General features: G+C 40.6%; 31 protein-coding genes. 5 read left to right on the top strand and 26 right to left on the bottom strand.

Going from position 1 to position 22,725, the window contains the following annotated elements:
- Positions 1-7 precede the first annotated feature (7 nt).
- The 4 genes from V5739_RS11040 to V5739_RS11025 are packed head-to-tail and all read left to right on the top strand — an operon-like array spanning position 8 to position 2,133.
- Positions 8-247: a DUF7218 family protein gene (locus tag V5739_RS11040; RefSeq protein ID WP_423818195.1), complete on the top strand. Its 240-nt coding sequence runs from the start codon at positions 8-10 to the stop codon at positions 245-247.
- Positions 248-251: 4 nt separating this feature from the next.
- Positions 252-677: a VOC family protein gene (locus V5739_RS11035; protein ID WP_423818194.1), complete on the top strand. Its 426-nt coding sequence runs from the start codon at positions 252-254 to the stop codon at positions 675-677.
- A 10-nt stretch (positions 678-687) separates the two neighbouring features.
- A complete protein-coding gene (locus V5739_RS11030; protein ID WP_423818193.1) occupies positions 688-1,707 on the top strand; it encodes an AI-2E family transporter in 1,020 nt (339 codons plus the stop codon).
- A gap of 18 nt (positions 1,708-1,725) precedes the next feature.
- The gene (locus V5739_RS11025; RefSeq protein WP_423818192.1) at positions 1,726-2,133 is read left to right on the top strand and encodes a YkvA family protein; all 408 of its coding nucleotides are present in this window, start codon (positions 1,726-1,728) and stop codon (positions 2,131-2,133) included.
- 8 nt (positions 2,134-2,141) lie between these two features.
- Here V5739_RS11025 and V5739_RS11020 read toward each other — a convergent pair whose 3' ends face one another.
- From V5739_RS11020 to argS, 4 genes are all read right to left on the bottom strand, one after another.
- Complete coding sequence (locus V5739_RS11020) at positions 2,142-3,035, bottom strand: bifunctional 5,10-methylenetetrahydrofolate dehydrogenase/5,10-methenyltetrahydrofolate cyclohydrolase (RefSeq protein ID WP_266070265.1); 894 nt, start codon at positions 3,033-3,035, stop codon at positions 2,142-2,144.
- A 65-nt stretch (positions 3,036-3,100) separates the two neighbouring features.
- Positions 3,101-3,475, bottom strand: a complete 375-nt coding sequence (locus V5739_RS11015) for a four helix bundle protein (RefSeq protein ID WP_423818191.1) — start codon at positions 3,473-3,475, stop codon at positions 3,101-3,103.
- A 47-nt stretch (positions 3,476-3,522) separates the two neighbouring features.
- Entirely contained in the window at positions 3,523-4,851 is a 1,329-nt protein-coding gene (gene ffh, locus V5739_RS11010; RefSeq protein ID WP_266070263.1) for a signal recognition particle protein, read from the bottom strand.
- A 424-nt stretch (positions 4,852-5,275) separates the two neighbouring features.
- Positions 5,276-7,045, bottom strand: coding sequence for an arginine--tRNA ligase (argS, locus tag V5739_RS11005; RefSeq protein WP_423818190.1), 1,770 nt, complete (start codon positions 7,043-7,045; stop codon positions 5,276-5,278).
- 111 nt (positions 7,046-7,156) lie between these two features.
- On the opposite strand from argS, the gene V5739_RS11000 reads away from it, so the two are divergent.
- On the top strand, positions 7,157-7,597 hold the full coding sequence (locus V5739_RS11000; protein WP_423818189.1) for a hypothetical protein: 441 nt from the start codon (positions 7,157-7,159) through the stop codon (positions 7,595-7,597).
- Positions 7,598-7,636: 39 nt separating this feature from the next.
- On the opposite strand, the gene ctlX is transcribed toward V5739_RS11000, so the two are convergent.
- The 22 genes from ctlX to rplX all read right to left on the bottom strand — a co-directional run bounded on the left by ctlX (position 7,637) and on the right by rplX (position 22,723).
- On the bottom strand, positions 7,637-8,569 hold the full coding sequence (gene ctlX, locus V5739_RS10995; protein ID WP_345597268.1) for a citrulline utilization hydrolase CtlX: 933 nt from the start codon (positions 8,567-8,569) through the stop codon (positions 7,637-7,639).
- 6 nt (positions 8,570-8,575) lie between these two features.
- Entirely contained in the window at positions 8,576-9,490 is a 915-nt protein-coding gene (locus V5739_RS10990) for a dimethylarginine dimethylaminohydrolase family protein (protein WP_423818188.1), read from the bottom strand.
- A 213-nt stretch (positions 9,491-9,703) separates the two neighbouring features.
- Positions 9,704-10,993 (bottom strand): citrate synthase, encoded by a 1,290-nt coding sequence (locus tag V5739_RS10985; RefSeq protein ID WP_266070258.1) that lies wholly within the window; start codon positions 10,991-10,993, stop codon positions 9,704-9,706.
- 276 nt (positions 10,994-11,269) lie between these two features.
- Positions 11,270-12,562, bottom strand: coding sequence for a phosphopyruvate hydratase (gene eno / locus V5739_RS10980; protein ID WP_423818187.1), 1,293 nt, complete (start codon positions 12,560-12,562; stop codon positions 11,270-11,272).
- Between the two features lie 395 nt (positions 12,563-12,957).
- Positions 12,958-14,079, bottom strand: a complete 1,122-nt coding sequence (carA, locus tag V5739_RS10975; RefSeq protein WP_423818186.1) for a glutamine-hydrolyzing carbamoyl-phosphate synthase small subunit — start codon at positions 14,077-14,079, stop codon at positions 12,958-12,960.
- 165 nt (positions 14,080-14,244) lie between these two features.
- A complete protein-coding gene (gene rplQ, locus V5739_RS10970) occupies positions 14,245-14,739 on the bottom strand; it encodes a 50S ribosomal protein L17 (protein ID WP_423818185.1) in 495 nt (164 codons plus the stop codon).
- Positions 14,740-14,836: 97 nt separating this feature from the next.
- A complete protein-coding gene (locus V5739_RS10965) occupies positions 14,837-15,829 on the bottom strand; it encodes a DNA-directed RNA polymerase subunit alpha (protein ID WP_266070254.1) in 993 nt (330 codons plus the stop codon).
- A gap of 20 nt (positions 15,830-15,849) precedes the next feature.
- The gene (gene rpsD / locus V5739_RS10960) at positions 15,850-16,455 is read right to left on the bottom strand and encodes a 30S ribosomal protein S4 (RefSeq protein ID WP_266070253.1); all 606 of its coding nucleotides are present in this window, start codon (positions 16,453-16,455) and stop codon (positions 15,850-15,852) included.
- A gap of 89 nt (positions 16,456-16,544) precedes the next feature.
- Positions 16,545-16,934, bottom strand: a complete 390-nt coding sequence (rpsK, locus tag V5739_RS10955; protein WP_265162665.1) for a 30S ribosomal protein S11 — start codon at positions 16,932-16,934, stop codon at positions 16,545-16,547.
- An 8-nt stretch (positions 16,935-16,942) separates the two neighbouring features.
- Positions 16,943-17,317, bottom strand: a complete 375-nt coding sequence (gene rpsM, locus V5739_RS10950) for a 30S ribosomal protein S13 (RefSeq protein ID WP_168139061.1) — start codon at positions 17,315-17,317, stop codon at positions 16,943-16,945.
- A gap of 2 nt (positions 17,318-17,319) precedes the next feature.
- Positions 17,320-17,436: a type B 50S ribosomal protein L36 gene (gene ykgO, locus V5739_RS10945; protein ID WP_037325435.1), complete on the bottom strand. Its 117-nt coding sequence runs from the start codon at positions 17,434-17,436 to the stop codon at positions 17,320-17,322.
- Between the two features lie 5 nt (positions 17,437-17,441).
- Positions 17,442-17,657 (bottom strand): translation initiation factor IF-1, encoded by a 216-nt coding sequence (gene infA, locus V5739_RS10940; RefSeq protein ID WP_091390524.1) that lies wholly within the window; start codon positions 17,655-17,657, stop codon positions 17,442-17,444.
- On the bottom strand, positions 17,657-18,994 hold the full coding sequence (gene secY / locus V5739_RS10935) for a preprotein translocase subunit SecY (RefSeq protein ID WP_423818184.1): 1,338 nt from the start codon (positions 18,992-18,994) through the stop codon (positions 17,657-17,659). Before secY ends, infA begins: the two co-directional genes overlap by 1 nt.
- Positions 18,995-19,003: 9 nt before the next feature.
- Positions 19,004-19,456: a 50S ribosomal protein L15 gene (gene rplO, locus V5739_RS10930; protein ID WP_423818183.1), complete on the bottom strand. Its 453-nt coding sequence runs from the start codon at positions 19,454-19,456 to the stop codon at positions 19,004-19,006.
- A 9-nt stretch (positions 19,457-19,465) separates the two neighbouring features.
- Positions 19,466-19,648, bottom strand: coding sequence for a 50S ribosomal protein L30 (rpmD, locus tag V5739_RS10925; protein ID WP_266070250.1), 183 nt, complete (start codon positions 19,646-19,648; stop codon positions 19,466-19,468).
- A gap of 12 nt (positions 19,649-19,660) precedes the next feature.
- Positions 19,661-20,185, bottom strand: a complete 525-nt coding sequence (rpsE, locus tag V5739_RS10920; protein WP_265162661.1) for a 30S ribosomal protein S5 — start codon at positions 20,183-20,185, stop codon at positions 19,661-19,663.
- A 4-nt stretch (positions 20,186-20,189) separates the two neighbouring features.
- A complete protein-coding gene (gene rplR / locus V5739_RS10915; RefSeq protein WP_266070249.1) occupies positions 20,190-20,549 on the bottom strand; it encodes a 50S ribosomal protein L18 in 360 nt (119 codons plus the stop codon).
- An 11-nt stretch (positions 20,550-20,560) separates the two neighbouring features.
- Entirely contained in the window at positions 20,561-21,103 is a 543-nt protein-coding gene (rplF, locus tag V5739_RS10910) for a 50S ribosomal protein L6 (RefSeq protein ID WP_266070248.1), read from the bottom strand.
- 19 nt (positions 21,104-21,122) lie between these two features.
- On the bottom strand, positions 21,123-21,521 hold the full coding sequence (rpsH, locus tag V5739_RS10905; protein ID WP_266070247.1) for a 30S ribosomal protein S8: 399 nt from the start codon (positions 21,519-21,521) through the stop codon (positions 21,123-21,125).
- A 64-nt stretch (positions 21,522-21,585) separates the two neighbouring features.
- Entirely contained in the window at positions 21,586-21,855 is a 270-nt protein-coding gene (gene rpsN, locus V5739_RS10900) for a 30S ribosomal protein S14 (protein WP_266070246.1), read from the bottom strand.
- A gap of 2 nt (positions 21,856-21,857) precedes the next feature.
- Positions 21,858-22,409 (bottom strand): 50S ribosomal protein L5, encoded by a 552-nt coding sequence (gene rplE / locus V5739_RS10895; protein WP_266070245.1) that lies wholly within the window; start codon positions 22,407-22,409, stop codon positions 21,858-21,860.
- Positions 22,410-22,411: 2 nt separating this feature from the next.
- Positions 22,412-22,723, bottom strand: a complete 312-nt coding sequence (gene rplX, locus V5739_RS10890) for a 50S ribosomal protein L24 (protein ID WP_266070244.1) — start codon at positions 22,721-22,723, stop codon at positions 22,412-22,414.
- Between the last annotated feature and the right edge of the window lie 2 nt (positions 22,724-22,725).

The raw sequence follows: 22,725 nt of genomic DNA, 5'->3' as shown, positions 1-22,725 counted from the left end.
AAAAGATATGCCAGACAATCGCATTAAGAACGAAGATCAATACGAAGCTCTGAGAGATAAAGGGGCGAGTAAAGAGAAAGCTGCGAGAATCGCCAACTCAGAGAACACAGGTAAAAAAGGTGGTAAGGCCGATAAATATGAAGACCGTAGCAAAGACGATCTTTATAAAAAAGTCAAAGAGGCGGGGATAGAAGGACGTTCAAAAATGAGCAAGAAAGAACTTATCAACGCGTTACGCAACCATTAAAAAAATGCAGAAGATCCAACCTTTTCACCTAGCCATCCCGGTAGACAATCTGGAAAAGGCAAGAAAATTTTATAGAGAAACCTTAAACCTGGAAGAAGGACGAAGTAGTGATCACTGGGTAGATTTCAATTTTTTTGGACATCAACTGGTAATACATTACAAAGCCGCTTCTGAAATTGACAATAGCGGCAGCAATCCTGTAGACGGGAAAGATGTGCCCATCCCACATTTTGGGGTGGTGCTGGATTGGGAAACTTTTAATTCCTTCTCGCAGGAACTAAAAGAAAAGGATGTTGATTTTGTCATAGAGCCATACATTCGGTTTGAAGGACAGGCAGGAGAACAGGCCACCATGTTCTTTAAAGATCCCTGCGGAAACGCGCTGGAATTCAAAGCTTTTAAAAATATAGACCAGTTATTCGAGAAATAATTACTTTTCAATGAACAGATTAAAACCATCTTTAGTGCGACAACTGTTCGTACTACTCCTCATTATATTCATGCTGGTTTTAATCTTTCGGGAGATTTTACCTTATCTCTCAGGAGTACTTGGCGCAATCACCCTTTATGTTGTGCTAAGAAAGCCTATGACCTGGTTGGTAGAAAAGCGATGGCAACCTGTATTGGCAGCCGCTTTCCTCATGTTCCTTTCCTTCATTGGGATCCTGGTGCCTATCACGCTTACTGCTATTATGCTTACCTCAAAAATAGGCAAGGCTGTGACCAATTCAGAAATGGTGTTGCAGGCAGTAAAGGATCAGATTAATGAAGCTGAGATCTATGTGGGTTATGATCTTAGCCAGAGTATTGATTCGGCCCGGGTGGCCAACTGGCTCTCTAACAACCTCCAGTCTCTTGGTGCCGGCACATTTAATGCTTTTATAGCAATAAGTATCATGTATTTTTTGCTGTATTATATGTTGATGAACCGCGACAGGCTTAAAGATATGATCATTTCTTACATCCCGTTGGGTGAAAACAATCTTGAGGTTATAGGCCACGAAGGTGATGAAATGGTAAAATCTAATGCTTTAGGTATTCCACTGGTGGCATTTTTCCAGGGAATAGTTGCATTAATTGGCTACCTCATTGTAGGCGTACCCGATCCCTTGTTCTGGTTCGTAATTACTGCCATTGGCGCCATGGTACCTTTTATTGGTACCGCCATAGGAATTGTTCCTGTAACCATTCTGCTTTATTCAATGGGCATGGAATGGCAGGCGGTTTTTATTGTAATTTATGGCTTTGTGATCGTGGGGATTACAGACAATATTTTAAGGCTGTACATACTTAACCGCCTTGCCAGTGTACACCCGCTTATTACTCTTTTTGGGGTTGTGGTTGGGGTGCCATTGTTTGGGTTTATAGGGCTTATTTTCGGGCCTTTGCTCGTATCTCTGTTTTTGCTTATCTTAAAGATATACAAGCATGAATACGGAAAAACAGAAAACAAACTTTAACCACAAAACAAAAATGCTATGTTAGAAAATGTAAAGAAGAAGATCAACAAAGACTATCTGGAGACCGAAGTTTCTAAAGTTAATGAAGGGGATTTGGATATGGTCATGAAGAACAAAGATGCCATCGATAAAAAGTTAAAAGGTGCGGGCATGAAAAAATATGCCGAACTGGGAAAGCTTATGTTTGGCATGCTTAAAGACTATAGAAAAGGAGAATACAATCAAATGCCGTGGTTCACAATTGCCGCTATAGGATTGACCCTGCTCTACGTTTTTAATCCAATGGATATGCTACCCGACTTTCTTCCGGGAGTAGGCTATGTAGACGATTTTGCGCTTTTCACAATTGCCGTTCGGTTCATTGAATCCGACTTACATGCTTATCTCGACTGGAAAATCGACGAGGCTAAATTACTAAACGCCTAAACCTGATATTATTTAGCATTACTTCTTGCACGGTGCTCCTCCCGGGCCAGCAGTGTATTTTTAAGAAGCATGGCAATGGTCATAGGTCCCACTCCACCGGGCACCGGAGTGATGTAACTTGCCTTTTGTGAAACATTTTCAAAATCGACATCGCCCGTGATCCTGTAACCTTTTGGCTTGGTTTCATCAGGTACGCGGGTTATTCCCACATCAATTACCACGGCATCATCTTTTACCATTTCTGCTTTCAGGAAGTTAGGAATCCCTACAGCAATGATGATGATATCGGCCTGTGAAGTAATTTGAGTAATGTTCTTTGTGAATTCGTGAGTAAGAGTTACCGTAGAGTTACCCGGGAATCCCTGTCTCCCCATAAGTATACTCATGGGTCTTCCCACTATGTAACTACGACCAATCACGCAGGTGTGTTTCCCTTTGGTGGGGATGTTGTACCGCTCAAGCATCTCAAGAATTCCAAACGGTGTCGCCGGTATAAAGGAGGACATGTCGAGAGACATTTTTCCGAAGTTGGTAGGGTGAAAACCATCCACATCCTTATCGGCACTCACCGCTAAAAGCACTTTTTGAGTATTGATTTGTGGCGGTAGCGGCAGCTGTACTATAAAGCCATCAATATCGTCATTGTTATTAAGCTCTTCAATCTTGGCCAGAAGTTCAATCTCGCTGGTGTTTGAAGACATACGGTATTCGGAAGATTCAAACCCTACCCTTTTACACGCATTAACTTTGGCATTTACGTAGGTTAAGCTGGCGCCGTCACTACCAACAATAATGGCTGCCAAATGGGGGACCTTCTCCCCACGTTCTTTCATTTTTTGAACTTCCAGGGCAATTTCATCCTGAATTTCGTTGCTTAATTTTTTACCGTCGAGGAGCTCCATGTTTTGAGTGTGCAGTTATTAGTAATCAGTGGTCAGTGATCAGTGATCAGTTTTTAATATGTAATTTATTCTCTCTTCTTCACCCCAAATTTTCCGGGATTTAGGATCATGTAATTTATTAGTTTCCCAACCTCCTCACTCTCACCGAACAGTCTTTGATACTCAACCTCAGGAAGGTAGGAACATCTAAAGGCGTATTCAAGCCATACCTGAGTTTCAGAGTTTTCGGCATCTCCATCTGTCAGTTTACTCGCGAAGTGTCTTGGATAATCTCGTTTTCTATAAGCTTCAGCAATAGCAGCAGATACACTCCGGGAAGATCTCCTTATTTGATCAGTGAGGGAATAAATCTCTTCTCTTGGGAAGGATTTTGAAACCTCAAAAATCTGCATTGAAAGTTCAATTGATTTTTGATAAGCAAATAGATCCTGAAACTTCATATCGTACTTTTAAAGATTCTGAACACCGATCACTGAACACTGACCACTTATTTCATCCCCTTCATCATCTGCATCATCTTTCTTCCGCCGCCGCCCTGCATCATTTTCATCATCTTACTCATTTGGCTGAACTGCTTTAAAAGCTGATTTACCTGTTGTACCGAGGTGCCCGATCCTTTTCCTATTCTTTTTTTACGTGAGGCGTTTATAACTGATGGTTTTGAACGTTCTTCTGGTGTCATCGAATGAATAATGGCTTCAATAGGCTTGAAAGCGTCATCATCAATCTCCACATCTTTCAGCATTTTTCCCGCGCCCGGGATCATCCCCATAAGGTCTTTCATAGATCCCATCTTCTTGATCTGCTGAAGTTGGTTCAAAAAGTCATCAAACCCAAATTCGTTCTTGGCAATCTTCTTCTGAAGTTTTCTCGCTTCTTCTTCATCATATTGCTCCTGTGCCCTTTCAACAAGAGATACAACGTCTCCCATTCCAAGGATACGGTCGGCCATACGGGAAGGATAGAAAACATCAATCGCATCCATCTTCTCACCCGTACCAATAAATTTGATTGGCTTGTTTACTACAGACTTAATTGAGATCGCAGCTCCACCACGGGTATCCCCGTCAAGTTTTGTAAGAATTACCCCGTCAAAGTTGAGTCGGTCGTTGAAGGCTTTAGCGGTATTAACAGCATCCTGCCCCGTCATGGAATCAACTACAAAAAGCGTTTCCTGCGGCTGGATGGCACTGTGAATATTTGCGATCTCGGTCATCATCGCTTCATCTACAGCAAGACGACCGGCGGTATCGATAATCACCACATTGTGACCGTTTGCTTTTGCGTGAGCAATGGCGGCTTTAGAAATAGCAACAGGATCCTGATTTCCCTCATCACTAAATACCTCAACCCCAACCTGATCTCCAACTACGTGCAACTGATTAATTGCTGCAGGACGGTACACATCACAGGCAACTAAAAGAGGGTTCTTAGATTTCTTGGTCTTTAAGTAATTTGCCAGCTTACCCGAAAAAGTGGTTTTACCACTCCCCTGAAGACCCGACATAAGGATCACCGATGGGTTCCCAGAAAGGTTGATACCTTCGGCATCTCCACCCATAAGCGTGGTAAGCTCGTCTTTTACCAGCTTTACCATCATTTGTCCCGGCTTTAGAGCGGTAAGAACGTCTTGCCCAAGTGCCTTTTCCTTTACCTTAGAAGTAAATTCTTTGGCAATTTTATAGTTCACATCGGCATCAACAAGGGCCCGCCTTACCTCTTTAAGAGTTTCGGCAACGTTAACTTCAGTAATCTGCCCATGTCCTTTGAGGACGTGTAATGCATTATCTAACTTATCACTTAAACTTTCGAACATATTCTCTCAGATTTAAATACTGCCGGGTTTTACAGGCAGTTGCAAATTTAATGATTTGAGGCTGAAGTGAAAACTTTCAACTTCACATCTGCTCCAAAAATGTCACTTTTCGGAAAAATTTTTTTTACATTTCTTCGGAAGGGGTCTCAAAAATGACATTTTTAACACCTCTTTTTTACTTCTTAACTCGTACTCTGCCTCTAGTCTCGATATATTTTTACTTTCGCTGCCGCTACGGGAAAACACTCAACCTGACGGCAATGCTAAACTCTTACTTCTAATTTAGTAATTCTAACTTCCCAATTCCCCTGCCTGTCTTCTCGATACAAATTTTCCACAGCTTCCGCTGGTCAAAATTCACTCGAAGTGACGGCAGTGCCACGTTCGCACTTCTAAACTCGTATTTCCACCTTCGTACTTCGGCTTACATTCTTTCGGGCACCTGAATTCCCAGAAGTGCGAACGAAGATTTGATCACATCTCCCACGGCTTTTGACAGCTGCACCCTGAAGTTCTTTTCTGTCTCATCCTCGGTTCCCAAAATAGTCACATTTTGATAAAAACTATTGAATTCCTTTACCAGCTCATAGGTATAATTAGCTATAAGCGCCGGACTGTGATTTTCGGCTGCAAGCTGAACAGTTTCGGGGTAAAGCTGAAGCTGTTTGATGAGTTGTTTTTCTTTTTCATTCAGGCTGTACTCAAAAATAGGATTTGAGTAATCAAATTCAGCTTTTCTAAGGATAGACTGGATTCGGGCGTAGGTGTACTGTATAAAAGGACCTGTATTTCCCTGGAAATCTACAGATTCTTCAGGATTAAACAATATTCGCTTCCGCGGATCTACCTTCAGAATATAATATTTTAAAGCCCCCAGGCCTATAATCCGATAAAGCTCTTCTTTTTCAGCTTCCGAATAGCCATCGAGTTTCCCCAGCTCTTCAGAAATATTTTTGGCGGTGGCTGTCATTTCCTCAATAAGATCATCGGCATCTACCACGGTGCCTTCACGACTTTTCATTTTTCCGCTGGGAAGATCCACCATTCCGTAGCTCAAATGGTAAAGATTTTCAGCCCATTCGTATCCCAATTTCTTCAGGATCAAAAAGAGCACTTTGAAGTGATAATCCTGCTCATTCCCCACGGTGTAAACCATCCCGTTGATATGGTAATCTTTTACACGCTGTATGGCAGTACCAATATCCTGTGTCATGTAAACCGCCGTACCGTCGCTTCGCAGTACGATCTTTTCATCGAGGCCTTCATCGGTAAGGTCTATCCATACGCTGCCATCATCCTTTCGGTAAAAAATGCCTTTTTCAAGACCTTCGGCAACTACGTTTTTACCGAGCAGGTAAGTGTTACTTTCGTAGTAATTTTTATCAAAATCGACCCCCAGTTTAGCATAAGTTTCCTCAAAACCATCATATACCCACTGGTTCATGGTCTTCCACAGCTCAACAACTTCAGCATCGCCGGCTTCCCATTTACGCAACATTTCCTGGGCATCTTTTAAAATAGGGGCTTCAGCTTTTGCCTCATCTTCGGTCTTTCCCTGGGCCTGCAAATAAGAAACCTCCTCTTTGTAAGCCTTATCGAACTTCACATAGTAGTTTCCTACTAACTTATCCCCTTTTAGACCCGTTGACCCGGGCGTTTCATCATTTCCAAATCTTTGCCACGCGAGCATAGATTTACAAATATGAATTCCGCGGTCATTGATGATCTGGGTTTTGTAAACTTTTTTTCCTGAAGCCTTCAGGATTTCAGAAACTGAATACCCCAAAAGGTTATTTCTGATGTGTCCTAAATGCAATGGTTTATTGGTGTTTGGCGAAGAATATTCTACCATGATAGATTCCTCACCTACAGCAGCTTTTCCGAAGTCAGGATCATCTTTTACTTTTCCGAAGAAATTGAGATAGTAAGCATCGGCCAGGACAATATTCAAAAACCCCTGAACAACGTTGAACTTTTCGATCTCCTGGTTATGGGCAACCAGGTAATCACCTATGGCCTCCCCAAGCTTTACAGGACTGGTTTTTATTTGCCTCAACATAGGAAATGTGACCAGGGTGATGTCACCTTCAAAGTCCTTTCGGGTAGGCTGAAACTCAACCGTCTCCAACGTTACATTAAAAATATTGCTAACCGCTTCTTTTACCTGCGCGGCGAGTACGTCCTGAACATTCATGTCTTTTATTTTTTTTACCTGCAGGCTTCTACAGGAAGTGGCAAAGATAACAGAATTTTGAGGTTGTATAAAGGGTTTGAGCGCAAATGCTTACCTTTAGAAAAAAAGAAAATGCTACTGAATATTTCCCGTGATTTTGCTGACAAGAGAGAAGAGATCAATGAATTGGTGGGCAAACCTTTTAACCTTGAGGAAAGACAGGAGCTAAAAAAAACCAGCTTTAACGAACTGCCTGTCACGGCAGCAAGCATAGAAATTTATAACCTGCTCGTTTTAAATGAAGGCCAGGCACAAAATCACTGCAATATTGAGATGCGGCCAAAAGGAGTATTAATAAGCTTTAGAGCTGCCGGCGAAACCTATTCACTGGTTATTCCTTTTTTTAAGCTGAAGATCTACAAAGGTCGCGCTGAAGAATATTCTTTTTACAAAGACCAGTATTTTATTAAAATTCATGCCGGGGCCGGTCAAACCGAAGTACATAGTTTTATCAAAAAATTGCGTCACTACAAGGCAGATAAAGCTTTACCAAGAATAGAAGACCAGGAATAAGAGGCATCAAAAAAGCCCTTTTTGAAAGGGCTTGTAGTTTTATTTCTTCGGAAGAAAAATTTCGGCCAGCATACAGCGGGCACTGCCGCCCCCACAGGTTTCTATGGTGGTAAGGTCACTGCTCAAGATCTCACAATGCTTCTCAATAGCCGCAATTTGAACCGGAAGCAGGCTTTTTCTTGCCGCCTCACTCATTACCAGGTATTTTTTTTCATCCCTGCCCTGCACCTGCAACATATTGCCGGCATAATGATGTAATTGCGCTTCAGAAATCTCTATGATCTGCTTCCCATCAGATTTTAAATGTTTTACCACATTTTTGCGCTCTTTTGGATCGTCGATACTATCAAGGCAAATTACCGCGAAATTTTCGGCCAGGCACATCATCACATTGGTGTGATAGATAGGCATCCTGCGACCATCTACATCCTGATAGGCATTAAAAATTACCGGGGTAAGTTCAAAATCCTCACAAAATTCAATTAGCAGTTCTTCATTGGCACGGGGTGAGAGCGCACAATAAGCCTTTTCATTGATCCTGTCAAGAATAAGCACACCGGTAGATTCCAGGAAAAGCTCTTCCTCCTCGGCGCTTGTATAGTCAATAACCTCTTTAATGAGAAAGCCCTCTGCTTCTATTTTATCAAAGACTTCAGCCCGGCGTTCCCTTCTGCGGTTTTCAGCAAAAAGAGGATAGATGGCTGCCGTTGCATCTTCGTGAAAAGTCACCCAGTTGTTTGGGAAGATCGAATCGGGCGTGTCGAGTTTTTTATCGTCATCTACCACGATGACATTCACGCCAACATTGCGTAGTTTTTCAACGAACGCATCGAATTCTTCCTGGGCTTTTTTATTGATCTGCTCATTGTCGAGATGCAGGCCTTCCTGGAAATAATTATTCACGGCGGTTTGCTCATTCATCCTGAAAGCCACCGGACGCACCATTAGTACAGTATCTGTAATTTGTTTCATGTACAATTAATCTCTTATAAGGGGCAGGGTTGAACAGCGCAACAATCCCTCTTGTTTTGCAATTTCGGCGTAGGGTACTTCTTCAACGGTCATCCCGTTTTCCCTAAGCCATGTGTTGAGTCGGGTGAAGTTTTTTTCTGAAATCACCACATCTTCAGAAATAGAAAAGACGTTGGAATTCATATCGTACATTTCCTGCCGGGTAATCTCAAAGATGTTTTCTTTTCCGAAGAAATTTACCAGCCATTGATATTCTTCCTGATCCAGAAAACCAGCAGGATATAAAATTGCTTTGCCCCTTCCTACCGGCTGAAAACAGCAATCCAGATGCAGAGCATTATCTCGTGCCTCGGTATTTGATTTTCTCAGGTTAAATGACCGCACTTTTTTATTGGGGAACATCTTCCTTATGTGCTCTACTCCCTTGAGATTGGTTCGCGCAGTGATAAACTGGGGATAATCTTCGCCATAATAAGCACCTATAAAAAGATGATCGTTGTAAAGCATCACGTCCCCCCCTTCTACATGAACATCTTCGGGCAGCTCGAGCACCTTATTGGGGTCAATCTGGTCAATAACATATTGAATAGCCTCAATTTCCTCTTCACGATCTGGAAGAATATTGGCCTTTATAAACACGTCATCAATCACAAAAGCTATATCACGTGTAAAGATCTGGTTGAGATCTTTTACGAGATTTGGACGAAAAACCTGAACATCATATTTTTCCAATACCTCCCGCACAGCTTCCATTTCCTTCACAATATCTTCTTCTAAAGGGTAGGTGCCGGCCTTGATATGCTCTGCCGATTTTGGATCGTAGGCATTCTCATACTCGGGTGTTGGTCCCGGACTCTCAGCCGTTCCCAGGATCACAGCCCTAAGACGCGAAGTCTCATTTTTAATATTTAGTTTCATCATAAACTCCCAATTTGGCTGCAAATATAAGAAAAGGAACACTCCTCTATAAATGCATAAAATCTTTATTTACAGCACTTTTTTTATAAAATTATTTTCTACGGAAGGATTTACTCCGGGTATCTCTGTGAGTGAGAAAATTAGATTTACCTGGCACCTGAAAAAGAAAAACTCCACAAAAAGTGGAGTTTTTACTTTAATTATTAATTGAGCATTCTATCTCTTTTCAATTTCTTTGAAAGCACGTTTAGTCTCTCCAATATAAACCTGTCTTGGACGGCCAATTGGTTCTTTTCTAAGGCGCATTTCTCTCCATTGTGCAATCCATCCCGGAAGACGGCCAACTGCAAACATTACTGTAAACATCTCAGTCGGGATACCCATAGCACGGTAAATAATACCCGAATAGAAATCTACGTTTGGATAAAGTTTTCTCTCTACAAAGTACGGATCTTCTAAAGCCGTCTTTTCAAGACTCTTGGCAATCTCCAGAATTGGATCTTCAACACCAAGCTGGCCAAGTACTTCATCGGCAGCTTTCTTTATAATTCTTGCCCTTGGGTCAAAGTTTTTATACACCCTGTGCCCAAAGCCCATTAGCCTGAATGGATCGTCTTTATCTTTTGCTTTTGCAATGAATTTTGAAGTATCTCCACCATCTGCTTTGATCTCTTCAAGCATCTCGATTACAGCCTGGTTTGCCCCACCGTGAAGCGGACCCCACAATGCAGAAACTCCTGCCGAAATTGAAGCGAATAAACCTGCATGAGAAGAACCTACAATTCTCACTGTTGAAGTAGAACAGTTTTGCTCGTGATCTGCATGAAGGATAAGCAACTTATCTAACGCATCGACCAAAATCTTGTTCTGCTTGTAAGTCTTTTTGGAGTTATCATCCTGAAACATCATTTTCAGGAGGCTCTCAACATAACCAATGTTAGTATCTTTATTAAAGAGTACCTGGTTGTTCTTCTTGCGCAAAGTCCATGCTGCAAGAACAGGGAATTTAGCAAGGATCTTCACTATGGCCCGGTACATATCTTCTTCAGACTCAACATTCACCGACTTTGGATTAAAAGCGGTTAGTGCACTGGTAAGGGAAGCCAGGACCCCCATTGGGTGAGCTGTTTGAGGAAACCCTTTAAGCACAGTTTTCATATCCTCATTCACGATGCTTTGATCGAGAATATCGGTATTAAAATTTTGCAACTGTACCTCAGTTGGTAATTCCCCAAATATTAAAAGATAAGCTACTTCTAGAAAATCGGCTTTTTCAGCCAATTCTTCAATGGAATATCCACGGTATCTCAAGATCCCCTCTTCTCCATCAAGAAAAGTAATTGCACTCTCACAAGCACCCGTATTTTTATATCCGGGATCTAAGGTTATTGCTCCACTTTGCCCTCGCAACTGTGTAATATCCAGGGCAACTTCTTTCTCTGTGCCTACAACCATTGGCAGGTCATAGGTCTTTCCATCAATTTTTATAGTAGCTACTTTTGACATATTTGTTATGGATTTTCTTATGATTTATTTTCAGGATTGCTAATTTACAAAATTCTACCTTATTTTTCGGTAGCACACAGCTTTTCCTCAAAGGCCCAAGTGCTGAAAACAAGCCTAAAAGCGTATTCGAAATGACCAAAAAACAGTTATCTCCCTAATTCTGAACTCTCTTAAAAATAGGAAGATCAAAATATTGCAGAGATGACGAATATCATGTTCTAAAAGAAAAAGCCTTTCCCGAAGGGGAAAGGCTTAGAAAAAAAGGTGAAGTGCCTGTTATAATTTAACCTTGAAAGCTTTTTCCTGCGGGAAATAAGCCACACTTCCAAGTTCTTCTTCAATGCGAAGAAGCTGGTTGTATTTTGCCATACGATCACTACGCGAAGCAGAACCGGTTTTAATTTGACCTGTGTTAAGTGCCACAGCTAAATCGGCAATAGTATTATCTTCGGTCTCTCCCGAACGGTGCGACATTACAGAAGTATAACCGGCGTTGTGCGCCATGTTCACAGCCGAAATTGTTTCGGTAAGCGTACCAATCTGGTTCACTTTTATAAGGATAGAGTTCGCTATGTTGTTCTCTATTCCTTTTGAAAGACGCTCTACATTAGTTACAAACAAGTCATCTCCAACAAGCTGAACCTTGTCTCCAACTTTTTCTGTAAGAGCTTTCCATCCCTCCCAGTCGTTTTCGTCCATTCCATCTTCTATAGAAATAATAGGATATTTTGAAGCAAGTTCAGCAAGGTATTCTGCCTGTTCCTGGCTGCTTCTTACCTTCCCGCTTTCTCCTTCAAATTTGGTGTAGTCATACTTGCCATTTTCGTAGAATTCAGCCGAAGCACAATCTAAAGCAATCATCACTTCTTCACCCGGTTTGTAACCCGCGTTTTTGATAGATTGTAAGATGGTATCCAAAGCATCTTCTGTTCCGTCTAAAGTTGGCGCAAAACCACCTTCATCACCCACAGCAGTACTTAGACCTCTCTTGTGAAGTACTTTTTTGAGGTTATGGAAAATCTCAGTACCCATTTTAAGAGCTTCAGAAAAGTTCTTGGCCTTTACAGGCATTACCATAAACTCCTGAAACGCAATAGGAGCATCACTGTGAGACCCACCGTTAATAATATTCATCATGGGAACAGGAAGCGTGTTTGCGCTCACACCACCCACGTAGCGATACAACGGCATATTAAGTTCATTTGCCGCAGCCTTTGCTACTGCTAATGAAACACCAAGAATGGCATTTGCCCCAAGCTTAGATTTGTTCTTTGTACCGTCAAGCTCAATCATTACCTGGTCGATAATATTTTGATCGAAAACAGAATATCCAAGAAGCTCTTCAGCAATTACTTCATTCACGTTCTTTATTGCCTGTAGCACACCTTTACCCATGTAATCACTGCCACCATCACGTAGTTCAACCGCTTCATGTTCCCCGGTAGAGGCTCCTGAAGGGACTGCTGCTCTTCCAATGGTTCCATTTTCAGTTTCTACATCAACTTCAACAGTTGGATTACCGCGAGAATCAAAAATCTGGCGGGCATGTATGTTTATTATAACGCTCATATTTAGAAATTTTAATTAATTATCTTTTTTAGCCCCTGCAAGATACGAATACTTCAAAAGAATAGTAAAAACCAAAGCCTTTAGTTCAAAGGAATTAAGAGAAATTTATTAACGAGAACGATGTAGATAGCTTCTAAATCTTCGGAAGCGGGGTTTCCAATTTCCCCAGGTTAAAAACAGCAGAATTTCTTCGGAAATTTCTTCAAAAACTTAAAGGAAGTTGCCATTATTCCCTTCGGAAAAAGTCAGAAAAATGCTGAAAATTTATTCAGTGACTACTTCCGAAGGAAAATTCTCTAAGCCTGAAATTTATTTCAGAAATAAAAAGACAAAAAAAATTACCCTTCAAAAATGCCATTTTTGAAGGGTAATGCTACACATTGATCTTCTGAAAATTATTCAGCTGTGATTTCTTCGCCTATTAGGTTGTGAATGAACTCATCGAACAGATAATGAGCATCATTTGGCCCCGGACTGGCTTCAGGATGATATTGAACCGAGAAGCAATTCTTATTTTTCATTCTAATTCCTGCCACGGTTTGATCATTTAGATGCGTATGGGTCACAACAACATCGGGATGCGCTTCAGTTTCCTCTTTATTCACTGAAAAACCATGATTTTGAGAGGTAATTTCCCCTTTTCCGGTTTCCAGGTTAAGAATAGGATGATTTATCCCCCTGTGGCCATGGTGCATTTTGTATGTTGAGATGCCATTTGCCAGAGCAATGATCTGGTGGCCAAGGCAAATCCCAAAAAGCGGTTTATCTTCAGCAATTATATCTTTAGCCACCTGAATGGCATTTTTGAGAGGTTCGGGATCGCCGGGACCATTGGAAAGAAGGTAACCGTTAGGCTCCCACTCTTTCATTTGGGCATAAGTTGTATCATAAGGAAACACCTTGCAATATACATCACGTGAAGCCAGGTGCTTTAAAATGCTCTTTTTGACCCCCACATCAAGTACGGCGACTTTAAAGCGGGCAGATTCATTTCCGAAGAAATAAGGCTCTTTGGTAGAGACTTTTGAGGCAAGTTCGAGACCGTTCATATCTGGCACATTGGCAAGTTCCTGCTTCAGGGCCTCTAAATCTTCAAACTGGGTGGTTAAAACCGCATTCATAGCCCCATTTTCCCGGATATAGGTAACCAGGGCACGGGTATCAATATCTGAGATCGCGAAGAGCTCACTGCGATCCAGGAATTGCTGAAGCGTTTCATCGGCTGCAGGACGCGATTGATAATAACTGAAATTCTTGCACACCAAACCAGAAATCTGGGCTTTCTCAGCTTCTTTCTCATTTTCATTTGCACCGTAATTACCTATATGGGCATTGGTGGTGACCATAATTTGCCCGAAATAAGACGGATCTGTAAAAATTTCCTGGTATCCTGTCATTCCCGTGTTGAAACAGACCTCTCCAAAGGCCTTTCCATCCTTATCTCCCACCGCTTTGCCATGGAAGATGGTGCCGTCTTCAAGTAGTAAAATGGCTTTTTTTCTTGCTTGGTATTTCATGATTGCTCGTCTTTATTCTTCACAAAAATAAATTTTATTAAGGATTATTTGATTTTAAATTTCGGTTTCAAAGTAACTTTTTTGGCACCCTGGCGTGAGGGTATAAAAAAAGGATAAGCTTTAACGGCTTATCCTTTTTAAGAAATTAAGAATCAAGAATCATATCTATTCCTTGTTTCCTTCGTCTTTTTTATCTTCAGCAGAAGCCTCAGGTTTTGCTTGTGCAGCATCAGAAGACTTTTTACTTCTACCAGCTCTACGGGTAGATTTCTTCTTCTCTGGCTTATTCACGTTATAGATTTCGTTGTAATCTACAAGTTCAATAAGTGCCATATCTGCATTATCACCTAACCTGTTTCCAAGTTTAATGATCCTGGTGTATCCTCCCGGACGATTACCAACCTTAGGAGCAATCTCGCGGAACAATTCAGAAATTGCATTCTTGTCGCGTAGTTTGCTAAATACTATTCTCCTGTTGTGAGTAGTATCTTCTTTAGACTTGGTTACCAATGGTTCAACAAATTGCTTTAAAGCTTTTGCTTTTGCCACAGTAGTGTTAATACGTTTGTGCTCAATTAGAGAACAAGCCATATTTGCAAGCATAGCCTTACGGTGTGCTGTTTGTCTACCCAGGTGATTTGTCTTTTTTCCGTGTCTCATGACATTTTTTGTTTCATCATCTTGCTGCGACCCATTTTGAGGAGCAAATTATGATGGTTATTATTTTGTTTTATTGACTGCTGCGTATAAAGTGCAACTAGTCTTTATCTAATTTATATTTTGAAAGATCCATTCCAAAGTTCAGGCCTTTGTTGTTTACCAACTCTTCAAGCTCGGTAAGCGATTTTTTACCAAAGTTTCTGAACTTCATAAGGTCATTCTTGTTGTAAGATACTAAGTCACCAAGGGTATCAACTTCTGCAGCTTTAAGACAGTTCAATGCTCTAACTGAAAGGTCCATATCAACTAACTTGGTTTTTAGTAACTGACGCATATGAAGGGATTCTTCATCGTAAGTTTCAGTCTGTGCAATCTCATCGGCCTCCAGAGTGATGCGTTCGTCAGAGAACAGCATAAAATGGTGGATCAAAGTTTTAGCAGCTTCGGTAAGAGCTTCTTTAGGATGAATAGAACCATCTGTAGAAATCTCGAAAACCAATTTTTCATAATCGGTCTTTTGCTCTACCCTATAGTTTTCGATGCTATATTTCACATTCTTTACAGGAGTGTAAATAGAATCTGTGTAGATCGTACCGATAGGTGCATTTGGCTTCTTATTCTCTTCAGCTGGAACGTATCCTCTACCCTTTTCTACAGTAACCTCCATGTTAAGGTTCACTTTCTTATCCATGTTACAGATTACCAAATCGGGATTTAGGATTTGAAAACCTGAGATGAATTTTTGGAAGTGACCAGCAGTTAATTGCTCCTGACCAGATACAGAAATGGTAACGGCTTCATTGTCTATTTCATCAATTTGCCTTTTAAACCTGATCTGTTTAAGATTCAAGATTATTTCGGTTACGTCTTCTACTACCCCGGGGATAGTTGAGAATTCGTGCTCTACTCCTTCGATGCGAACCGAAGTAATAGCGAACCCCTCAAGTGAAGATAAAAGCACTCTTCTTAGAGCGTTACCAACAGTCAATCCATAACCTGGTTCCAAAGGGCGAAATTCAAATTTCCCTTCGAAATCGGTTGAATCAATCATTATAACTTTATCGGGCTTCTGAAAATTTAATATTGCCATATTACGACTTCTGTGAATTATTATTTCGAATATAATTCGACGATGAATTGTTCATTGATATTTTCCGGAATTTGTACTCTTGCCGGAACAGAAACATAAGTTCCCTGTTTGGTCTCGTTGTTAAACGTGATCCATTCGTAGACACTGCTAGAATTAGCTAATGAATCCTGGATGGCAGTTAAGGATTTTGATTTCTCTCTTACTCCTACAACATCACCTGCTTTTAACTGGTAAGATGGAATGTTTACCAACTCTCCATTCACAGTTAAATGCCTGTGAGAAACCAATTGTCTTGCAGCACGTCTAGATGGGGCAATTCCCATTCTATATACCACGTTATCTAAACGAGACTCACATAATTGTAAAAGCACCTCCCCGGTAATTCCCTGTGCACGTGTTGCTTTTTCAAACATGTTTCTGAATTGACGCTCAAGAATACCATAGGTATACTTAGCTTTTTGCTTTTCCATTAACTGGACAGCGTATTCAGATTTTTTTCCGCGACGACGGTTGTTACCGTGTTGTCCCGGAGGATAGTTTCTTTTTTCAAAAGATTTGTCATCTCCGAAAATAGCTTCCCCGAACTTACGGGCGATTTTAGTCTTTGGACCAGTATATCTTGCCATTGAAAAATTTGTTATAAAGCAAGCGATCGTGGAATTAAGGTCACTGTCCTTCGCAGATCTCTTTGCTTACTTTTGTTTATACTTGTTAATTAAACTCTACGTCTTTTTGGAGGACGACATCCATTGTGTGGAAGTGGAGTAACATCGATGATCTCGGTCACTTCAATACCGGCATTGTGAAGGGAACGAATAGCAGATTCTCTACCATTTCCTGGTCCTTTCACAAAAACCTTTACCTTACGAAGACCTGCTTCGTGTGCCACTTTTGATGCGTCTTCTGCAGCCAATTGCGCTGCATAAGGAGTATTTTTCTTAGACCCTCTAAAGCCCATTTTACCGGCAGAGGACCATGAGATAACATCTCCTTTTTTATTAGTCAACGAAATGATAATGTTGTTAAAAGAAGCAGTAACATGCGCTTCTCCAATAGACTCAACATTTACCTTACGCTTCTTTTGAGTTGCTTTTGCTTTTGCCATCCTACTTATTATTTAGTTGCTTTCTTCTTGTTTGCAACTGTTTTTCTTCTTCCTTTTCTGGTTCTGGAGTTGTTTTTAGTTCTTTGTCCTCTTAATGGTAATCCCGCTCTGTGACGAATTCCTCTATAACTTCCAATATCCATTAAGCGTTTAATGCTCAACTGGATCTCTGAACGCAATTCACCTTCTATTTTAAAAGATCCAACGGCCTCACGAATTCTTCCGATTTCGTCATCATTCCAATCGGAAACTTTTTTTCCTTCTTCTACGTTGGCCTCTTTAAGAATTTCCTGAGCTCTGCTCTTTCCAATTCCGAAGATATAGGTCAATGCTATAACGCCTCGCTTTTGTTTTGGTATATCAACACCTGCAATTCTAGCCATAACTACCCTTGTCTTTGTTTAAATTTTGGATTCTTTTTGTTAATCACGTACAGTCTGCCTTTTCTTCGCACAATCTTGCACTCGGCACTTCTTTTTTTAATTGATGCTCTAACTTTCATAGTTATTAGTATCTGTAAGTTATTCGAGCCTTAGATAAATCGTACGGGCTCATTTCTAATTTCACTTTGTCCCCAGGCAATAATTTGATGTAATGCATCCGCATTTTACCTGAGATATGCGCGGTCACAATATGACCGTTCTCTAACTCCACCCGGAACATTGCATTTGATAATGCTTCAATGATCGTTCCGTCTTGTTCTATTGCCGATTGTTTTGCCATTATGCTACTGCTTTTCTGTTTTTACCGGTTTTCATAAGACCATCATAATGCCTATTTAACAGGTATGAATTAACCTGCTGCATGGTATCGATTGCAACTCCTACCATAATAAGTAATGATGTTCCTCCAAAGAACAACGCCCATCCGGCCTGAACTCCCAAAAGGGAAACGATAATTGCAGGGAACACTGCGATAAGCGCTAAGAAAACAGAACCCGGCAGGGTGATTTGCGACATGATGCGATCTAAAAATTCTGAAGTTTCTGAACCGGGTCTTATCCCGGGTATGAAACCACCACTTCTTTTAAGATCATCTGCCATTTTATTGGTAGGTACCGTAATCGCGGTGTAAAAGTACGTAAAAATTATAATTAACACTGCAAAAACCAAATTGTACCAAAAGCCGAAGATATCCCTGAAGGCAGCTGTAACTCCTTGTGCGGTTTCAGACTGTGAAAGCCCTGCAACCGCTGCCGGAATAAACATTATTGCCTGCGCGAAAATAATTGGCATAACTCCAGAAGCATTTAGCTTCAATGGAATATATTGTCTTGAACCAAAAACATTCTTTTCGTATCCTCCCGTAGCAGTTCTTCTTGCATACTGGACAGGGATTTGTCTAACAGCCATCACTAACATTACACTGGCCAGAATTATTACAAACCATATTACAAGTTCAATAAGGATCATAATCATTCCTCCATTCGATTCGAATACTCTGGAAGCAAATTCCTGAATGAAGGCTTGTGGCAATGTTGCAATAATACCTACCATGATAAGCAGTGAAATACCGTTACCAATACCTTTATCAGTTATCTTCTCTCCAAGCCACATTGCAAAAATGGTTCCTGTAGTAAGGATTATTACAGAAGAAGCAACAAAGGTCACTGTACTTCCAAGCAAAAATGCACCTGAAGGCAAGGTGGCAAAAAGGTTATAAATATAACCAGGCCCCTGTACAAGAGTAATAGCAATAGTCAACCATCTTGTGATTTGGTTGATCCTTCTACGACCACTCTCTCCTTCTTTCTGCAATTTCTGCAAATAAGGAACAGCAATTCCCATTAATTGCACTACAATAGATGCCGATATATAGGGCATAATTCCCAAAGCAAATACAGAAGCATTCGAAAATGCACCTCCAGTAAAAGCATTAAGAAGCCCTAATAAACCGCCATCTGTTTGAGTAGCAAGGTTCGCTAATTGAGACGCATCAATTCCAGGAAGCACCACCTGTGCTCCAAAGCGATACACCAGCAATAAACCGAGGGTTACTAAAATTCTATTTTTTAGCTCCTCGATTTTCCAGATATTCTTTAATGTATTGATGAATTTCATTGTTATCTATTATAAAGTAACAGCTTCACCACCAGCAGCTTCAATAGCTTGCTTTGCTGAGGCAGTAAATTTATGAACAGATATTTTCAACTTAGCTTTTAATTCACCTCTTCCTAATATCTTAACCAACTCGTTTTTTCCAGCCAATCCGTTCTCAACAAGAACATTTATATCAACTGTATCGGTGATTCTTCCTTCGTCAACCAAAGCTTGAAGTTTATCAAGATTGATACCCTGATAATCTTTACGGTTGATGTTAGTAAAACCGAATTTTGGAACTCGTCTTTGAAGTGGCATTTGCCCTCCTTCAAATCCTATTTTCCTAGAGTAACCAGAACGAGATTTTGCACCTTTATGACCACGGGTAGCAGTACCGCCTTTCCCTGATCCTTCACCACGCCCAACTCGCTTCGCGTTACTTTGAACTGAACCTTTAGCAGGTTTTAAGTTACTTAAATCCATGTGAGTTTCTTATTTGGTCTCCTCTACAGAGACTAAGTGATTTACTTTATTTACCATACCAAGGATGTTTGGCGTATTATCGTGCTCCACAACCTGACCAAGTTTTCTTAGACCAAGTGCTTCCAAAGTACGTTTTTGGTTTTGAGTGCGCTTAATAGCACTTTTTACCTGTGTAACTTTTATTCTTCCCATTATTCCTTGTTATTAACCTTTAAAAACTTTCTCAAGAGAAATACCGCGTTGACGGGCAACAGTCTCTGCACTTCTTAACTGAAGTAATGCATCAAAAGTAGCTTTCACCACGTTGTGAGGGTTTGATGATCCCTGGTTCTTTGAAAGTACATCATGAACACCAACAGATTCCAGTACCGCACGAATCGCTCCACCAGCAATAACTCCAGTACCCGGAGCTGCAGGTAAAAGCATTACTCTAGCTCCACCGTATTTTCCTTTTTGTTCGTGAGGAAGTGTTCCCTTATTAAGAGGAATACGCACCAGGTTTTTCTTAGCGTCTTCAACCGCTTTAGCGATAGCATCGGCTACTTCTTTAGATTTACCTAAACCCTGGCCTACAACCCCATTCTCGTCACCTACAACTACAATTGCAGAGAAGCCAAATGCTCTACCACCTTTTGTAACTTTGGTAACACGTTGTACACCAACCAAACGATCTTTTAATTCAAGTCCACCCGGTTTTACAAGTTCTACATTTTTATAATCCTGATACATACTTTTAGAATTTTAGTCCTCCTTCGCGAGCACCTTCTGCTAATGATTTTACTCTTCCGTGGTATAAGTATCCTCCTCTGTCAAATGAGATGGTCTCAATCCCGGCTTTTAAAGCTTTTTCAGCAATAGCTTTACCAACTAAAGCTGCCTGCTCTATTTTATTCTCTACAGTCGCCGAGGCAACATCTTTATCTCTTGAAGAAGCAGCTACCAAAGTTTTCCCATCCACATCATTCACAATTTGAGCATAAATTTCTTTATTGCTTCTAAAAATGGAAAGTCTTGGACGGCCCTGAGTACCGCTTATATCTCTTCTGATCCTTTTCTTGATCTTAGTTCTTCTATCTTGTTTTGAAACTGCCATAATCTTAGTTATTAAGCTGATTTACCTGCTTTTCTTCGTAACTGTTCACCTTTGAACTTAATACCTTTACCTTTATAAGGTTCTGGCGCACGGAAAGATCTGATCTTTGCAGCTACCTGGCCAACCAGTTGTTTATCATGTGAAGTCAATTTCACAACAGGATTTTTACCTTTATCTGAAATTGTTTCCACTTTTACTTCGGGGGCCAAATCTAAGACAATGTTGTGAGAGTACCCAACAGCCAGGTCCAATTTTTGACCCTGGTTAGATGCACGGTACCCTACACCTACTAGTTCAAGTTCGTGAGTGAATCCATTAGTAACACCCTCAATCATATTGTTGATCAAAGCACGGTAAAGACCGTGTTTTGCCTTATGATCTTTCTTTTCTGAAGGACGCTCAAATGTAATAACCCCGTCTTCTATGATGATATCAATCTCAGAATATTCCTGAGTTAGCTCACCTAATTTTCCTTTTACCGTAACAACTCCGTCCTTAATGTCTACTGTAACACCTTGTGGAATTGTGATTGGACTTTTACCTATTCTGGACATTTCTTTTCGTCTTTAAATATTAGTAAACGTAACACAATACCTCACCACCAACTTTATCCTGTTGAGCCTGCTTCCCTGTCATTACACCATGAGAAGTAGACACAATAGCGATTCCAAGTCCATTAAGGATACGAGGAAGCTCATTGGCACCGGCATACTTACGTAAACCAGGTTTACTTATGCGTTGAATCTTTTTTATAACAGGCTCTTTAGTAACCTTATCATATTTAAGCGCAATCTTAATGCTACCCTGAGCAGTAGATTCGTCAAATTTGTAGCTAAGGATGTACCCCTGATCAAAAAGTATTTTGGTAATCTCCTTTTTAAGATTAGAAGCAGGGATCTCCACCACTCTGTGGTTTGCAGCAACTGCGTTTCTAATTCTTGTTAAATAATCTGCAATAGGATCTGTATTCATCTATTTTAATTTGCGAAAGTGGTTTTCCTCCGGTTTGGAAAGAACCTTCTTTCAATTTATAATCTTACCAACTAGCCTTTTTGACTCCGGGAATTAATCCGTTGTTCGCCATTTCTCTGAAAGTTACCCTTGAAATTCCGAACTGTCTCATATACCCTCTGGGTCTTCCTGTCAACTTACAACGATTATGTAATCGCACGGGAGATGAGTTCTTTGGAAGTTTTTGCAGTGCTTCATAATCGCCAGCCTCTTTAAGAGCCTTACGTTTTTCAGCATACTTATCTACCAATTCCTGTCTCTTCACCTCACGGGCTTTCATTGATTCTTTAGCCATAATTAATTCTTTTTAAAAGGTAATCCCAGTTCAGTTAACAATGATTTCGCTTCCTTATCGGTATTGGCACTGGTTACAAAGGTAATATCCATACCATTGATCCTGTTAACCTTATCGATATCGATCTCAGGGAAAATTATCTGCTCGGTTACCCCAAGGTTATAATTTCCTCTTCCGTCAAATCCGGTTGCGTTAATACCATTAAAATCACGAACACGTGGAAGTGCAGAAGTGATCAAACGATCTAAAAATTCATACATTCTCTCCCCACGCAAAGTAACTTTGGCACCAATAGGCATCCCTTTACGTAATTTAAATGAAGCAACATCTTTTTTAGAAATGGTCGCAACAGCTTTTTGACCTGTAATAGCTGTTAATTCATCTACCGCATGGTCAATAAGTTTCTTATCTGCAACAGCAGCACCAACGCCACGGCTCACAACTATCTTTTGTAGTTTTGGAACCTCCATTACGTTGGAGTAGCTGAATTCTTCTGTAAGAGTGGAGATCACTCTCTCTTTATACTCTTGTTTAAGTCTTGGTACGTACGCCATAACTATATTACTTCATTAGATTTTTTGGAAAACCTTACTTTCTTATCGTTCTCCTCTCTATATCCAACCCTGGTAGTTTCACCATTTTTGTCGATCAAAGAAAGATTAGAAATATGAATAGGTGCTTCCTTCTTTTTAATTCCACCCTGAGGATTGGATGCGCTAGGCTTCTCATGCTTAGAAACCATATTCACACCTTCCACAATGGCTTTATTCTTATCCAGAAATACTTGCTGCACTTTACCTTCCTGACCTTTATGATCTCCAGCAGTTACACGAACGTTATCTCCGGTTTTTATTTTAAGCTTTTTCATCT

Source organism: Salinimicrobium sp. TIG7-5_MAKvit (genome assembly GCF_049569215.1).
Classification (GTDB): domain Bacteria; phylum Bacteroidota; class Bacteroidia; order Flavobacteriales; family Flavobacteriaceae; genus Salinimicrobium; species Salinimicrobium profundisediminis.
The sequence above is the reverse complement of the archived record's forward strand: the minus strand, read 5'-3'. Positions and strand labels throughout refer to the sequence as shown.